This window comes from Demequina salsinemoris, from assembly GCF_000974805.1.
GTDB classification, from domain to species: Bacteria; Actinomycetota; Actinomycetes; order Actinomycetales; family Demequinaceae; genus Demequina; species Demequina salsinemoris.
Genome location: NZ_BBQZ01000002.1, coordinates 25,152 through 40,336, shown reverse-complemented (window position 1 = coordinate 40,336; position 15,185 = coordinate 25,152). Strand labels below are relative to the sequence as shown.

The following is a 15,185-nucleotide window of genomic DNA, read 5'->3' as shown; positions in this document are numbered from 1 at the left end:
GCGCCGCCACCTGCCCGTCACCTATCGTTCATGCGCCACACGCCGAACCCTCACCGAACGGACACCAGGCGGCGTGACAATGGGGCCATGAAGGTAGCGCTGGTCGCAGAGTCGTTCCTGCCGCACAGCAACGGCGTGACGAACTCTCTTCTCCGTGTCATCGAGCACCTGACCCGGCGGGGTGACGAGGCGATGGTGATCGCCCCCGAGTCCCGCGGCGCGCGCGGCCCCGTCCGCTACGGCATCGCCTCGATCACCCGTCTTCCCGCGATGGGCTGGCCCGGCTACCACGACGTGCGCGTCGCGCTGTCGGGCACCGGTCGGCTGTCGCGCATCCTCGAGGACTACTCCCCCGACGTCGTCCATCTCGCGAGCCCGTTCGTGCTCGGCTGGACCGCGGTGAAGGCCAGCAGCGACCTCGGGCTGCCGACCGTCGCCGTCTACCAGACCGAGGTGCCGTCCTACGCGGACCGGTACCGGATGGGCTGGGGCGAGGGCATCCTGTGGAACCGGGTGCGCAACATCCACCAGCGCGCGGACCTCAACCTCGTGCCTTCCACGTACGCGATGCTGCAGCTCGAGCAGCTCGGAGTCGAGCAGCTGCGCCTGTGGCCGCGGGGCGTCGACGCCGCGCGCTTCAACCCGGCCAAGCGCTCCCCGGCCCTCCGCGAGGAGTGGGCCCCGAACGGCGAGATCATCGTCGGCTACGTCGGCCGCCTCGCCGCGGAGAAGCGGGTCGAGGACCTGGGTCGGCTCGCCGCGATCCCTGGCATCAAGGTGGTCATCGTCGGCGAGGGGCCGTCGCGCCCCAAGCTCGAGGCGATGCTGCCCGACGCGACGTTCACCGGCTTCCTCAGCGGCGAGGAGCTAGCGCAGGCGACCGCCTCCTTCGACCTGTTCGTGCACTGCGGCGAGCTCGAGACCTTCTGCCAGACGATCCAGGAGGCGCTCGCCTCGGGAGTCCCGGTGATCGCGCCGAGGCGCGGAGGCCCGATCGACCTCGTCGACCACGGCGAGACCGGCTTCCTCTACCATCCCGGCCACCTCGACGAGATGGTCGAATACGTGCGCGCCCTCGTGGACAACGACGAGCAGCGCCTGCGCTTCGGCAACCACGCACGTGTCTCGGTCGAGGGCCGCACGTGGGAGAAGGTGTGCGACGGCCTGCTGGACCTCTACGCCGAGGCGATCGAACGTCACGACGCCCTTCCGGACCGCCCCTGGGACTGGGCGGACGAGGAGGTGGTGCGCTGATGCGCATCGCGCACATCGCGAACTTCTACGGGCCCACGTCCGGGGGCCTGCGCACCGCGATGCACGCGCTCGGTCGGGGTTACGTGGAGCGCGGCCACAAGGTGCTGCTCGTCGTGCCGGGAGCGCAGGACTCGGACGAGCTGACCGAGTACGGACGGCGCATCACCCTCCAGAGCCCGGTCCTGCCCCTGAGCGGCGGCTACCGCGTGATCTCCCGACTGCGCGAGCTGAGGGGCGTCCTGCGCGGCTTCAACCCCGACGTGCTCGAGGTGTCCGACCGCACGACGCTGCGCTCGCTCGGAGGCTGGGCCGCCTCGCAGGGCATCCCCTCGGTGTTCTTCTCGCATGAGCGCGCCGACGGGATCCTGGCAGCGAACCTCCCCGACGCGCTCGGCGCCCGCCTCCCGCTCGAGGCGATGGCCGACTGGCACAACCGGGGCACCGCGCGCCGCTTCACGACGATCGTGTCGACCACCGCCTACGCCGCCGAGGAGTTCGAACGCATCGGCGCGCCCGTGGAGCAGGTGCCCCTGGGCGTGGATCTCACCACGTTCCATCCCTCACGCCACGACGACGCGGCGCGTTCCGAGCTCGCGCCGCGGGACGAGACGCTTCTCCTCATGGCGTCCCGCCTGTCGGCGGAGAAGCGCCCCGACCTCGCGGTCGACGCGGTGCGACTGCTCGCCGAGCGCGGCCTGCCCGTGCGCCTGGTGTGCGCCGGCGGCGGGGCGCTCGAGCGCCAGATCCGGGACCGGGCCACGGGGGCCCCGATCGACTTCCTCGGCTTCGTCTCGGGTCGCGAGCGGTTCGCGACCCTGCTCGCGAGCGCCGACCTCGTGATCGCGCCGGGACCCATCGAGACGTTCGGGCTCGCCGCGCTCGAGGCCCTGGCCTCGGGCACCCCGGTGGTGGTCAACGCCGCGTCGGCGCTGCCCGAGGTCGTGGCCGACGCCGGGCTAGCGGCGAAGGGCTCCGCCGAGGAGTTCGCCGATGCGATCGAGGCGCTGCTGCACCGTCCCGTCGAGCAGCGTCGGCGCGCGGCGCGCGCCCGCGCTGAGCAGCTGCCATGGTCCGCCACCGTCGACCGGATGCTCGAGATACACGACAGGACGACGGCGCGAGTCTCGCGCTGACCACCAGCCGAGGAGAGCTTCCCTGGGAGGACGTCACGATGCAGGGTCCGGTCGTAGTGGCGTTGGGCGACTCCATCACGTACGGGGTGGGCGACGGCACGCAGCGCCCTGAGACGGTCTCCGCGGTCCCCGTCGGCTGGGCCGCCCACGTGGCGCACGCGCTCGGCGCCTCGCGTTTCACGAACCTCGCCGCCAACGGCGTGCGGGCCAGACACCTTGCGCACAGCCAGGTTCCGACGGCCCTGATGGCACAACCCGACGTCGTGCTCATGACAGTCGGTGGGAACGACGTGCTGCGCGGCGACTTCGACCCTGAGGACGTCCGGCGCGACGTCGCCGACGCGCTGTCGCGGCTCGCCCGCCCCGGCCGCACGGTCGTGCTGCTGACCCTCGATCGCATCGGCCTGTTCGACCTAGTCGGAGGCCCGATCGCGGACGTCATGGCGCGTCGTGTCGGGGCCGCCAACGCCGCCCTCAGGCTGGCGGCGGCCGGAACGGGGACGCTCGTCGTGGACGGGGCCGCCGCGATCGCCTCGAGCGGCAGACGCGGCTGGCACATCGACCGCGTGCATCCCTCCGCCCTGGGCCACCGAGCGCTCGCGCAGTACGTGATCGAGCAGCTCGACCACCTCGACCTCCATCAGCGCCTCGGCCGCGAGGCGGGGTCCACGGCGCGCCTCCTGCCGCCGCAGCCCTCGCCGTCGTTCGCTGATCGGCTGTGGTGGCTTGCGCGCCACGGCACGCCGTGGGTCGCGAAGCGCTCGCGAGACCTCATCCCGCAGGTCGCCGCCATGGTGACGCACGAGCTGCTCGAGGAGAAGCGCAAGGCCAGGAGCGCGACCGCCTGAGCCTCCACGCACGCGAAAGCGCCCGGGCCGTCTGGGGGCTGACGGTCCGGGCGCTGCGTGAGGGGCTCAGACGAGCCAGGGGTTCTTCTGGACGATCTCCAGCTTGCGCCACCAGTTGCCGATGCCGATCGCCTGGCGGTCCGCCTCGAGCCACGCGGCGGCGAGCATCGCGACGGCCATGATGACGTGGTCGTCGAGGAACAGGTTGGTGGTGGTGGGCATCTGCGTCATGTACATGAACGTCACCATGAGCGTGCCCGAGATCGCGCCGACCTTGGTGCCGATGCCGAGCATGAGCGCGAGTCCCACGCCGAGCAGTCCGATCATGAAGGGCCAGTCGGTCCAACGCTCGGCGCCGAGGTTCACGAAGAACTCGTGGAACGGGCTGTTGACGTTGCCTCCGTACACGAGGTAGCCCTCGGTGACGTGACCGCCGTTGATCCATGCGCTGTCGCAGAACGCATCGATCGAGAACGTGCCGTCGTCAGCCGTCGTGCGGCACACGGAGTATCCGAGTCCGAACAGCTTGTCGATGAACGCCCACAGGAAGTAGAACCCGAGCACGATGCGGGTGACGCTCAGCATCACCCAGCCGAACTTGGATCCAGCGTTGACGGAGGTGCTGGCGACCTCTTCCTTCATTGCCATGGTTCTCTCCTCGAATTCCGGTTTTCGAGCACTTAGGTGATTCGTCATTGATCACCTGTCTTCGACGGTAGACCTGTCAACCCAGGTCTGCACGGGACGTCGGTCCCGTGCGGCGTGTCGCCGGGTGCCACACGGATACGAGGGAGAAGTGTCTCGGGCCGCTCTATCGGCGGCGTCGCTCCGGACGACGAGGACCCAAGGCGCAGGCCGGCCTACAGCGTGAACGGCTCGATCGGCTCGACGAGCTGCAGATCGAGGAAGCCTCGCACGGGATCGACCATGTCGACATGAGGGTCGTAGAGCCATTGGATCTGCATGCCGTCCATGAGGGCGATCATCTGCCGTGCGGCACGCATCGGTTCGACGCCGTCGCGCAGCCCACCCTCGGCCGCCACCTCGGCGAAGGCGTCGGCGATCCATACGGAGACCGCCGCATACCGGGCCTCGAAGTAGTCGTGCGAGGCATGGTCGTCCGCTATCGCGTCGACCGACACGGCGGCGAACAGCGCGACCAGATCGCGCTCCGCCGTGTTGTCCCCCACGACCCCGCACAGCGCCGAGAGCAGGCGACGCCCGGAGAGTCCGCTCACGAGACCCCGACGCGGCGACACCTCGTCACGGCGGGCCAGCACTGCGGTCGCGAGCGCGCCGACGGAGGGAAAGTCATGCTGGACGCTCGCCTCGGCGACGTCGCATCGCGCCGCGACGTCGGCAAGCGTGACCGAGCGGTAGCCGCGCTCAGCGAAGAGCTCTGTCGCGGCATCGAGGAGGCGATCACGCAAGGCGCTGCGGCTCTGGCGGCGAGTGTGCTCGGCCATGCCTTCCCCCTCAGCGATCCTTGTCGTGCTCAACCAACTTAACCGGTGATAGCGTCCCCAGGGGCCTCGATGACCCTGGGGACCCGATTCTTCCCCCATCCGACGATGTATGACAAGGACCCGTGCCATGACCGCGCCCGCCTACCTGGATCCGAACCTTCCCACGGCGGAGCGCGTCGCCGATCTCGTCGACCGGATGACGCTCCCGGAGAAGGTCGGCCAGATGATGCAGATGCACACCTACGACGGGGTCGACCACCTCGTCGAGGAGTGGCACGTCGGCTCGATCCTTCATGCCTCGCCCGAGAGCCTCGCCCGCGCGCACGAGCTGGCCGACGGCTCACGGCTCGGCATCCCGCTGCTCATCGGCGAGGACTGCATCCATGGGCACTCGTTCTTCGAGGGCGCGACGATCTTCCCCACCCAGCTCGGCATGGCGGCGACGTTCGACGCCGATCTCGTGGAGCGCATCGGACGGGCGACCGCGCGAGAGGTGTCCACCACCGGCATCCATTGGACCTTCTCCCCTGTCCTGTGCATCGCGCGCGACCTGCGCTGGGGACGTGTCTCCGAGACGTTCGGCGAGGACCCGTGGCTCATCGGCGAGCTCGCCTCAGCGCTCTTCCGCGGGTACCAGGGCGATGGCCTCGGCGATCGTGAGGGCATCCTCGCGACCGCGAAGCACTTCGCCGCGTACTCGGAGACGCAGGGCGGGCGCGACGCGTCCGAGGCCGACGTCTCGCAGCGCAAGCTGCGCTCGTGGTACCTGCCGCCCTTCGAGCGCGTCGCGCGGGAGGGCTGCCGCACGTTCATGCTCGGCTACCAGGCCATCGACGGCACCCCGATCACGATCAACGACTGGCTCCTGAACGACGTGCTGCGCGGCGAGTGGGGCTACGACGGCATGCTCATCACCGACTGGGACAATGTCGGCAACCTCGTGCGCGAGCAGCGCCTCTTCCCCGACTACGCCGAGGCGTCGGCGGCTGCCGTGAACGCGGGCAACGACATGATCATGACGACGCCCGACTTCTTCACGGGCGCGCAGGAGGCGGTCGCGCGCGGACTGCTCGATGAGTCGCGCATCGACGAGGCCGTCGCCCGCATCCTCACCGTCAAGTTCGACCTGGGCCTCTTCGAGGACCAGCGCCGCCCGGACCCCGCGAGGCAGGCGGAGGTCATCGCGTGCGCCGAGCACACCGCGCTCAACCTCGAGGCCGCGCGCCGCTCGATCGTCGTGCTCGAGAACGACGGCGTGCTGCCGCTGAACCGCGACGAGATCGATCGCGTCGCCGTCGCCGGCCCCAATGCCGACGACCCCGACGTCACGCTCGGCGACTGGGCGGGCGCATCGGGCCAGGCCGACTGGCTCATGCATGGCCATCCCCGCGCGCAGATCATCACCCCGCTCGACGGCCTCCGCGCGGTCGCGGGCGACGACATCGAGATCGCGTACGAGCTCGGCGCGGAGATCCTCACCACCGAGCCCGACCCCGCGGGCGGCTACTTCGACGACGGCCAGCCGCGCGCGCGCCTCGTCATCCCGCGCGAGCCCGACGAGGCCCTCATCGATGCGGCCGTCGCGCAGGCCGAGGCGTCGGACGTGTGCATCGCGATCGTCGGCGACCGGGGCGAGCTCGTGGGCGAGGCGAAGTCCACCGCGACGCTCGAGCTGCTCGGAGGCCAGGTCGCGATGCTCGATGCGCTCGCGGAGACCGGCACCCCGCTCGTCGTCGTCCTCATGGCGTCCAAGCCGCACGTCCTGCCGCCGTCGGTGCATGCGATGGCGTCGGCGATCGTGTGGGCGGCCAACCCGGGGATGCAGGGCGGCACCGCGCTCGCGGAGATCCTGTTCGGCGACATCGAGCCGACGGGACGCCTCCCGATCTCCTTCGCGCGTCACGTCGGCCAGCAGCCCACGTTCTACAACCAGATCGACGCGCAGCACGGCGTCCGCTACGCGGACCTCACGCAGGAGCCCGCGTGGGTCCTGGGCCATGGGCTGTCATACACGACCGTGTCCTACTCGGGGCTCGACGTCCTCACACCGGACGTCACGACGGACGGCACGGTCCAGGCCGAGGTCACCGTGGCCAACACCGGCCAGCGCCCGACTCTCGAGACGGTCCAGATCTACGTGCGCGACGTGAACACGTCGGTGACCTGGGCGGACCGCGAGCTCAAGGCGGTGCGCCAGGTGGAGCTCGCCCCCGGCGAGTCGGCGAGGGTGAGCATCGAGGTGCCCGTGGCGGCGTGCACGATCGTGAACGCGCGCGGCGAGCGCGTCGTGGAGCCCGGCGAGTTCACGCTCCTCGTCGGCCCGTCGTCGCACCGTTCCGACCTGCTCGACGGGCGCTTCCATGTCTCCTAGCGGCCCGCGACGCACGCCCGACCGCCGCACGGGCGATCGCGGCGCGCGCGTGCGCACGGCACCCGCATGACGACCCCGGTCACGGCCGTGCCCGCCGAGCTCCGCCGCGCCCGCCTCGGCGTCTCGCTCGTGTTCTTCACGAACGGCATCGTCCTCGGCGGATTCGCTCCTCGCATCCCCGACATCCGCGCCGCGCTCGAGATCTCGTACGGCACGCTCGGCATCGCGGCCGCGATGTGGCCGATCGGGGCGCTCGCGCTCGGACTGCTCGCGGCACCGCTGATGCGCAGGTTCGGCTCGGCGCGCGTCGCGACCGTGACGATGGTCGTGAGCGGCGCGGCGATGCTCGCCGCGGGCGCCGCCCCCACGGTGTGGCTCTTCGGCGCCGCGCTGTTCGTCGTGGGCGTCACGGACGCCTGGGTCGACGTCGCGCAGAACGCCCACGGCCTTCAGGTGCAGCGGTTGTACCGGCGGTCGATCCTCAACTCGTTCCACGCGCTGTGGTCGATCGGCGCGGTCACGGGCGGACTGCTGGGCGGCGCCTTCGCGGGCCTCGGCGTCCCCGTGACGCTCCAGTTCGCCGTCACGCTCGTCGTCGTGGTCGTGATGAACGCGATCGCGCACCCGATGCTGCTGCGACACGGCGCACCGTCCGCGAGCGAGGTCGACCACGCCGCGGGCGAGTCCGCCGTGCCGCAGCACACGCCGCTCGCACGCATCCCGCTCCGCACGTGGGGTCTGCTGCTCGCGCTCACCGTCATCGCGATCGGCGGCGGATGGGCCGAGGACGCCGCCTCCACGTGGTCGGCGAGCTACATGCAGGACGAGCTCGCGACCGGCGCAGCGGTCGCGGCCTTCGCCTTCGTCGCGATGCAGGGCAGTCAGTTCATCGGGCGGCTGCTGGGCGACGGCATGGTGGACCGTTGGGGTCAGCGCGCGGTCGCGCGCGCTGGCGGCGCGCTCGTCGCTCTCGGGATGGGGCTCGCGCTCGCCTTCCCGTCGCCGTGGGGCACGATCGCGGGCTTCGCCGCCGCGGGCTTCGGCGTCGCGACCCTGATCCCCGGCGCGATGCACGCCGCCGACGAGCTGCCCGGCCTCAGAGAGGGCACGGGGCTCACGATCCTCTCGTGGCTGCTGCGCCTGGCCTTCCTGGTGTCGCCGCCTCTCGTGGGGTGGATCGCGGACCAGTCGTCGCTGCGTGCCGGCCTGTCGCTCGTGCCGGTGTTCGGCGTGCTCGTCGCGGTCCTCGCCGGCGCGATGGCGCCGCGCAAGGTCCCCGAGGCGGCAGATTCCTGACACGCTGGGCCCGTGGACGCGATCGTCAAGCGCCGCGACGATGCTCCGGCCGGGTTCTTCGGGGCCGAGGCCGCCGGCCTGCGCTGGCTCGCCGCCGCGGGCGGGGCGCGATGCGTGGACGTCATCGACGTCGCGGCCGACCGGATCGAGGTGGCACGGATCGAAGAGGTCCACCCGACGGAGGCGGCCGCGCGCGCCTTCGGCGCGGCGCTCGCCCGTACGCACCTCGCGGGCGCGGAGGCTTTCGGCGGCCCGCCCGCGGGCTGGGACGGGCAGCTCTTCATCGGCGAGCGCCCGATGCCCTCGATCCTGTCCGACTCATGGGGCGAGTTCTACGCTCACGGCCGGGTCCTGCCGTTCCTGGACGATGCGGTCGCGGCCGGAAACCTTCGCCTCACCGAGGCCGACGAGGTTCGACGGGCGTGCGACGTGATCGCCGGCGGCGCCTTCGACGACGGAGCCGCTCCTTCTCGCATCCACGGCGACCTGTGGGCGGGGAACCTGCTGTTCGGACGTGACGGGACCGTGCTCATCGACCCGGCCGCGCACGGGGGCCACGGCGAGACGGACCTCGCGATGCTCGCGCTCTTCGGCGCGCCGCACCTCGACGCGATCTACGCCGGATACCAGGAGGTCTCCCCCTTGCGCGCAGGCTGGAGGGGCAGGATCGCGCTGCACCAGCTGCACCCGCTCGCGGTGCACGCGGTCGGTCACGGCAGGTCCTACGGCGTGGCCCTCACCCGGGCCGCCGAGGCCGTGCGCGCGACGGCGTAGCCCTCGCGCTCAGACGTCCGTCGAGGCGCCCACCTCGAGCCGCTCGAGCGGGACGGGCGAGCGACCGCCCTCGCCCAGGTGCCCGTCGAGCATCCTCAGGCCGATCTCGCTCAAAGCCGCCTCGTGGATCGCGATCGCGCGGCGCGGCGACACGGCGGCCACGAACGCGGCCGCGTCGGCGAAACGCGTCCACGGCCCGGAGACGGGGACGAGCAGGGTCGCGATGGCCACCTCCGGCACCTCGTAGGAATCGCCCGGGTGATAGACCCGACCGTCCACGAGGAAGCCGACGCTCGGGATCCGCGGGTCGTCGGGATAGATCTCCGCGTGCAGGCCGCCGTGCACCTCGACCTCGAAGCCCGCGACCTCGATCCTCGCTCCTGGGCTGACGAGCTCGACTCCTGTGCCGACCTCGGCGATCGGCCCCAGGACCTCCGCGAGCCCGACGACGGGAAGGCTCGGCCTCCGCGCGAGCTCGGCCTCGAGCGCGGGACGATCGAAGTGGTCGTAGTGAGCGTGGCTGATGAGCACCGCGTCCGCCGCGGCGAGCAGCTCGGGCGTGCGCGGATCGAACGCGCCAGGATCGATCAGCAGCGTTCGGCCGCCGTCCTCGAGCATCACGCATGCGTGGATGTGCTTCGTCAGCCGCATCTCGATCCTTCCCAGAATTGGACCCGTCAGGCTCACCCTACGCCCGTGCCCGTCGGTGCAGGATGGGCGCATGACAGTCGTCCAGACCCCCGCGGGTGCCGTGCGAGGCGTGTCCCGCTCGTTCGCAGGCAGCACCTCCCACGCGTTCCTCGGCATCCCGTTCGCGGAGCCTCCCGTCGGCCCGCTGCGCTTCGCCGCCCCCGTTCCCCGCGCGCCCTGGAACGGGGTGCTCGATGGGACCAGGCCGGGCGCGACCCCTCAGCGGCGGCCTTTCGCCGAGGTCACGTCCGTCCCCGAGCCGAGCATCCCCGGTGACGACATCCTCAACGTCTCGGTGTTCACCCCCGACCCCGATGCGTCGGGCCTCCCGGTGCTCGTCTGGATCCACGGCGGCGGCTATGTCGCCGGCTCGCCGGCGAGCCCGTGGTACGACGGCGCGACGTTCAACCGCGACGGGATCGTGACGGTGAACGTCTCCTACCGGTTGGGCTTCCAGGGATTCGGCCACGTGCCCGGCGCCATCCCGAACCGCGGGGTGCTCGACTGGCTGGCCGCCTTGCGCTGGGTCCAGGAGAGCATCGCCTCATTCGGAGGGGACCCGACGAAGGTGACGATCGCCGGCCAGTCGGCAGGCGGCGGAGCGGTGCTCCAGCTCCTCGGGCTCCCGTCCGCACAGGGCCTGTTCCGAGGCGCGCTGTCGATGTCCGGGGTCCTCACCGACCTGGGTCGGGACGAGGCCGAGGCGCGCTCCCGCCGGGTGGCCGAGCGTGCAGGGATCCCATGGACGGACGAGGGCTTCGCCTCCCTCACGGAGGACGAGCTGCTCGACGTGCAGAGCGCGGATGACGACCTCCGCGGGCTCGCGGCCCTGCGCCGCGCTGTCGCCGAGGAGATGGACCCCTGCCCCGTCGTCGACGGCGACGTGGTTCCCTTCACGGCCCTCGCCGGGATGCGGCGCGGCGTCGGAGCATCGGTTCCGCTGCTGATGGGCGCCACGGAGGACGAGTTCTCCGGCATGGCCCAGATCGCGGCCGAGGAGATCGTCGCGGCCGGGGCCGCCGGCTCCCTCACGTCGTTGGGGATGACGCCCGCCTCCGCCGCGCGCTACCTCGACGCGAACGCGGGCCTCGAGGATCGTGGGCCGGTCGGCATCGTGGGCAGGTTCCTCAGCGATGCATGGTTCCGCTCGGTCGTGCCGACCGTCGCGGAGGCACGCGCGGGCGGAAGCACCTGGGCCTATCGCATGGCCTGGCCATCACGCCTCAACGGTCTCAGCGAGCACTGCCTGGACCTGCCGTTCCTCTTCGACTGCCTCGGGCATGATGCGGTGCCCGCGATCACGGGCGACGCGCCGCCGCAGGCTCTCGCGGACGCTCTGCACGGCGCAGCGGTGCGGTTCATCGTGGACGGCGACCCCGGTTGGCCCGGCTGGAGCACTGGTCGCACCGCCCGCGTGTACTCGGAGACCGTGGACGACGTGCCCGAGGCCTTCGCGTCGACCCTCGAGGTGAAGGCCCTCCTGCACGACTGATCACCTACCGGGTGGGCAGGTCCTCCGCGACGATCCCGCGCGCATGCTCGATCGCGTCGTACAGATGCTCGAACACGTGGTCGTCGTCCGCGAGCGCGCCCACGTGCGCGAGCAGGCTCAGGTGACGGTCCTGGACCCCCTTGATGAGCACGGTGACGTTCCGGCGCTCGAGCGTGGCGACCACCTCGGCGAGCACCTGCGCGCCGGTCGCGTCGAGCAGCCTGATCTGCGACATGCGGAGGATGACGACCTCGACGCCCTCGATGCGGGCGACGCGGTCGAGCACGCGATCAGCCGCGCCGAAGAACAGCGCTCCGTCGAGCCGGAGGAGCGCGATGCGCTCGTCTCCGGGGACGGGGATGCCCGGGAGCTCCTCGCGGTGCACTCCAGCAGCGGCCGAGACCGACCGCAGCGCGAACACCGCCGCGACGCCCACGCCGATGAGGATCGCGTAGATGAGGTCCACGCTCACGGTGACGAGCGCGGTGAGCACGAACAGCAGCGCATCCTGGCGTGACGCGCGCATGACGGAGCGCACGACGGCCGGCCGCACCATCGACACGGCGGTCACCATGAGGACGCCGGCGAGGGCGGCCAGGGGCACCCGCGAGACCAGGCCCGAGGCGACGAGCACGACCACCAGGAGCACCAGGGCGTGCGTGACTGCCGAGAGCCGGGTGCGGGCGCCCGATCGCACGTTGACCGAGGTGCGGGCGATCGCGCCGGTGGCGGGCATGCCGCCGAACAGCCCGGAGGCGATCGACGCGAGCCCCTGGCCGACGAGCTCGCGGTCGGCGTCGTAGCCGCCGACGTCCGTGAAGGTCTGCGCGACGCGAGCGGACAGCAGCGACTCGATGGCGGCGAGTGCGGCGACCGCGAGCGCAGGCGCCGCGAGCGAGCTCACGAGCGCGAGGTCGAGGCCGGGCAGGGCGGGGGCCGGCAGCCCCGCGGGCAGCGCGCCGATCGCGGGCACATCCATCCCGACCGCCACCGCGCCGACGGTGACGACGACGATCGCGACGATCGCGCCGGGGACGGCCTTGGTCACGAGGGGCCACAGCCTCATGACGGCGACGACGGCGAGCACGAGCGCGAGCGCGCGCCAGGCGTCGCCCCAGTCCGCGTGGACCACCGCGTCGAGCGCGGCCCTCCACGCCTTGACCCCGCTCTCGCCGTGCGCGAGACCCACCGCCATCGGCACCTGCTGGAGGAAGATGATGAAGGCGATGCCGACGGTGAAGCCCTCGATCACGGGCCACGGGATGAGGCCGACGAGCCTGCCGAGGCGTGCGGCGCCCGCGGCGACGACGATCAGGCCTGCCATGACGGTGAGGAGTGCGAGCGCGGACAGTCCGTGCTCGGCCAGGACCGGGGCGAGCACGACGACCATCGCGCCGGTCGGCCCCGAGACCTGGATGTGCGAGCCCCCGAAGACCGCGGCGACCAGCCCCGCGACGATCGCGGTGATGAGCCCCGAGGCGGCTCCCGCCCCGGAGGAGACGCCGAAGGCGAGCGCGAGCGGCAGGGCGACGACGCCGACGCTGACTCCTGCCAGAAGGTCTCCTCGCCAGGTGCGAGGCAGCTCGGCGTAGTCGTGGCGCGAGGGGATCAGGCCTCGCCAGCGCGCCTCGCTCACCCCGCGGCTCCGGCCTCGACGACCAGCTCCTGGCTCTCGCGCAGCGAATCGTGCAGCACGTTGCGCGCTGCGGCGAGCAGGCTGCCGACCGACGGATGCGCGAGCCGATAGGCGACCGTGCTGGCCCTCCGCTCGGAGCGGACGAGGTCGTAGCCGCGCAGCACCCTCAGGTGCTGCGAGAGGTGCGACGCCTCGAGGCCCGTGATCTCGAGCAGCTCGGCGACGGTGCGCTCGTCCTGCTCGGCGAGCAGCTCGAGCACCCGGATCCTCACCGGGTGCGCGAGCCCCTTGAACAGGTCGGCCTTGACCTCGTTGAGCGGTCTGCCACCGGGCATGCGTCGTCTCTTCCCCTCGACCTGACTTGATGGATTCATCATGTCACCGAATCGCGGACCCGAGAACCGCGCAGTCGCCGAGCGAGAGGAATATCACGCAGCCCCTCGCGTTATTAGATGCATACGCATATAGTTGGGCGCAGCAAGCCCCCGGAGCGAGGAGTCATCATGCAGTTCGGCCTCATGTCCGTCTCGGACATCACGCGCGACCCCGTCAGCGGCACCACGCCGTCCGAGGCGGAGCGCATCAAGGCGATCGTGACGATCGCCAAGCACGCGGAGGACGTCGGCCTCGACGTCTTCGCGATCGGCGAGCACCACAACCCGCCGTTCTTCTCGTCGTCCCCGACCACGCTCCTCGCGCACATCGCCGCGATGACCGAGCGGCTGATCGTCACGACGTCGACCACGCTCATCACCACCAACGACCCGGTGAGGATCGCCGAGGAGTACGCGATGCTCCAGCACCTCAGCGACGGCCGCATGGACCTCATGCTCGGCCGCGGCAACACCGCGCCTGTCTACCCGTGGTTCGGCCAGGACATCCGTCAGGGCCTGCACCTCGCGCTCGAGAACTACAACCTGCTCCACCGCCTGTGGCGCGAGGACGTCGTGGACTGGGAGGGCAAGTTCCGCACCCCGCTCCAGGGCTTCACCTCGACCCCGCGCCCGCTCGACGACGTCGCACCCTTCGTGTGGCACGGGTCGATCCGCACCCCGGAGATCGCCGAGCAGGCCGCGTACTACGGCAACGGCTACTTCGCGAACAACATCTTCTGGCCCAAGGAGCACTACCGCCGCCTCATCGACTACTACCGTCGCCGCTTCGAGCACTACGGCCACGGCACGCAGAAGCAGGCCATCGTCGGGCTCGGCGGTCAGGCGTTCATCGCGAAGAATTCTCAGGAGGCGCACGCCCAGTTCCGCCCGTACTTCGACGAGGCCCCCGTGTACGGCAACGGCCCCACGATGGAGGAGTTCGAGAGCTCGACGCCGCTGAGCGTCGGCTCGCCCCAGGAGGTCATCGACAAGACGCTGACCTTCCAGGAGACCTTCGGCGACTACCAGCGCCAGCTGTTCCTCATGGACCACGCGGGCCTTCCCCTCAAGACCGTCCTCGAGCAGCTCGACCTGCTCGGCGGCGAGGTGGTCCCGGTGCTGCGCAAGGAGCTCGAGGCCCGCCGCGACCCGGAGTCGCCCTCCAACCCGCCGAGCCACGCGGACCTGATCAAGGCCAAGTACGGCGACGAGGCGCCGCGCCAGCCCGCACCGAACGCCAACCGGGGCGACAACGTCACGGGAGGCTCGCCCTACCAGGACTCCGAGGCGGGGATCACCGCCTACCCGGCGCCGTGAGCGCGGCGACCACGCCGGCCACCGCATCGTCCACGGACGATGCGGTGGCGACCGCGGCGCCCGACGGCGCCGTCGCGTCCGTCCCCGGCGGGACGACGCGCACGCGCCTCGCCAACGACGCATGGGAGGCCGTCCTGACCGCCTACTCGCAGCTCATGAAGCAGTTCGCCGACGAGGACATCTGGTCCGACGCGTCGATCCGCGAGTACGACGTCCTGTACACGCTCAGCAAGTGCGAGAGCCCCCAGCGCCTGTCCGACCTCGGCCGCCACGTGCTGCTGAGCCAGCCAGGCCTGTCGCGCCTCGTGGACCGGCTCGTCGACCGCGGGCTCGTGTCCCGCTGCACCGACCCCGCCGACGCCCGCGCCTCCCACCTGTCGCTCACCGACGAGGGCCGCGAGGTCCAGCGCCGCATCGGCCGCTCGCACGGCCGCTCGGTCGCCGAGGCCATGACCGCCGCCCTGTCCGACGCCGAGCTCGCGCAGCTGCGCGACCTCGCCACCCAGCTGTCCTCCCCCTCCTGACCAGGAGCAT

Annotated in this window: 14 protein-coding genes; 9 read left to right on the top strand and 5 right to left on the bottom strand. The window is 71.4% G+C overall.

Annotated elements, in window-relative coordinates; translation table 11 throughout:
* The first annotated feature begins 87 nt into the window (after nt 1–87).
* The 3 genes from AOP78_RS03720 to AOP78_RS03710 are packed head-to-tail and all read left to right on the top strand — an operon-like array spanning nt 88 to nt 3,235.
* Complete coding sequence (locus tag AOP78_RS03720; protein ID WP_062201775.1) at nt 88–1,254, top strand: glycosyltransferase family 4 protein; 1,167 nt, start codon at nt 88–90, stop codon at nt 1,252–1,254.
* A complete protein-coding gene (locus AOP78_RS03715; RefSeq protein WP_062201774.1) occupies nt 1,254–2,387 on the top strand; it encodes a glycosyltransferase in 1,134 nt (377 codons plus the stop codon). Before AOP78_RS03720 ends, AOP78_RS03715 begins: the two co-directional genes overlap by 1 nt.
* A 38-nt stretch (nt 2,388–2,425) precedes the next feature.
* On the top strand, nt 2,426–3,235 hold the full coding sequence (locus tag AOP78_RS03710) for an SGNH/GDSL hydrolase family protein (RefSeq protein WP_062201771.1): 810 nt from the start codon (nt 2,426–2,428) through the stop codon (nt 3,233–3,235).
* 66 nt (nt 3,236–3,301) lie between these two features.
* Here AOP78_RS03710 and AOP78_RS03705 read toward each other — a convergent pair whose 3' ends face one another.
* The gene (locus tag AOP78_RS03705; protein ID WP_152659393.1) at nt 3,302–3,883 is read right to left on the bottom strand and encodes a hypothetical protein; all 582 of its coding nucleotides are present in this window, start codon (nt 3,881–3,883) and stop codon (nt 3,302–3,304) included.
* 212 nt (nt 3,884–4,095) lie between these two features.
* Entirely contained in the window at nt 4,096–4,701 is a 606-nt protein-coding gene (locus AOP78_RS03700; RefSeq protein ID WP_062201767.1) for a TetR/AcrR family transcriptional regulator, read from the bottom strand.
* A 127-nt stretch (nt 4,702–4,828) separates the two neighbouring features.
* Between AOP78_RS03700 and AOP78_RS03695 the strand changes: the two genes are divergently transcribed.
* From AOP78_RS03695 to AOP78_RS03685, 3 genes are all read left to right on the top strand, one after another.
* On the top strand, nt 4,829–7,072 hold the full coding sequence (locus tag AOP78_RS03695; protein ID WP_062201766.1) for a glycoside hydrolase family 3 N-terminal domain-containing protein: 2,244 nt from the start codon (nt 4,829–4,831) through the stop codon (nt 7,070–7,072).
* A gap of 66 nt (nt 7,073–7,138) precedes the next feature.
* Complete coding sequence (locus tag AOP78_RS03690; protein WP_062201764.1) at nt 7,139–8,368, top strand: MFS transporter; 1,230 nt, start codon at nt 7,139–7,141, stop codon at nt 8,366–8,368.
* Nucleotides 8,369–8,389: 21 nt separating this feature from the next.
* A complete protein-coding gene (locus AOP78_RS03685) occupies nt 8,390–9,142 on the top strand; it encodes a fructosamine kinase family protein (protein ID WP_062202553.1) in 753 nt (250 codons plus the stop codon).
* A gap of 9 nt (nt 9,143–9,151) precedes the next feature.
* Here the strand turns inward: AOP78_RS03685 and AOP78_RS03680 are convergent, their stop codons facing one another.
* Complete coding sequence (locus AOP78_RS03680; protein WP_062201762.1) at nt 9,152–9,793, bottom strand: MBL fold metallo-hydrolase; 642 nt, start codon at nt 9,791–9,793, stop codon at nt 9,152–9,154.
* 70 nt (nt 9,794–9,863) lie between these two features.
* On the opposite strand from AOP78_RS03680, the gene AOP78_RS03675 reads away from it, so the two are divergent.
* A complete protein-coding gene (locus AOP78_RS03675) occupies nt 9,864–11,324 on the top strand; it encodes a carboxylesterase/lipase family protein (RefSeq protein ID WP_062201760.1) in 1,461 nt (486 codons plus the stop codon).
* A 4-nt stretch (nt 11,325–11,328) separates the two neighbouring features.
* Here the strand turns inward: AOP78_RS03675 and AOP78_RS03670 are convergent, their stop codons facing one another.
* The gene (locus tag AOP78_RS03670) at nt 11,329–12,960 is read right to left on the bottom strand and encodes a SulP family inorganic anion transporter (protein WP_062201758.1); all 1,632 of its coding nucleotides are present in this window, start codon (nt 12,958–12,960) and stop codon (nt 11,329–11,331) included.
* Nucleotides 12,957–13,295: an ArsR/SmtB family transcription factor gene (locus tag AOP78_RS03665; RefSeq protein WP_062201756.1), complete on the bottom strand. Its 339-nt coding sequence runs from the start codon at nt 13,293–13,295 to the stop codon at nt 12,957–12,959. Before AOP78_RS03665 ends, AOP78_RS03670 begins: the two co-directional genes overlap by 4 nt.
* Nucleotides 13,296–13,463: 168 nt before the next feature.
* Between AOP78_RS03665 and AOP78_RS03660 the strand changes: the two genes are divergently transcribed.
* Both AOP78_RS03660 and AOP78_RS03655 read left to right on the top strand, forming a co-directional pair.
* The gene (locus AOP78_RS03660) at nt 13,464–14,651 is read left to right on the top strand and encodes an LLM class flavin-dependent oxidoreductase (protein WP_062201754.1); all 1,188 of its coding nucleotides are present in this window, start codon (nt 13,464–13,466) and stop codon (nt 14,649–14,651) included.
* The gene (locus tag AOP78_RS03655) at nt 14,648–15,175 is read left to right on the top strand and encodes a MarR family winged helix-turn-helix transcriptional regulator (RefSeq protein WP_236685288.1); all 528 of its coding nucleotides are present in this window, start codon (nt 14,648–14,650) and stop codon (nt 15,173–15,175) included. Before AOP78_RS03660 ends, AOP78_RS03655 begins: the two co-directional genes overlap by 4 nt.
* Nucleotides 15,176–15,185: the final 10 nt, after the last annotated feature.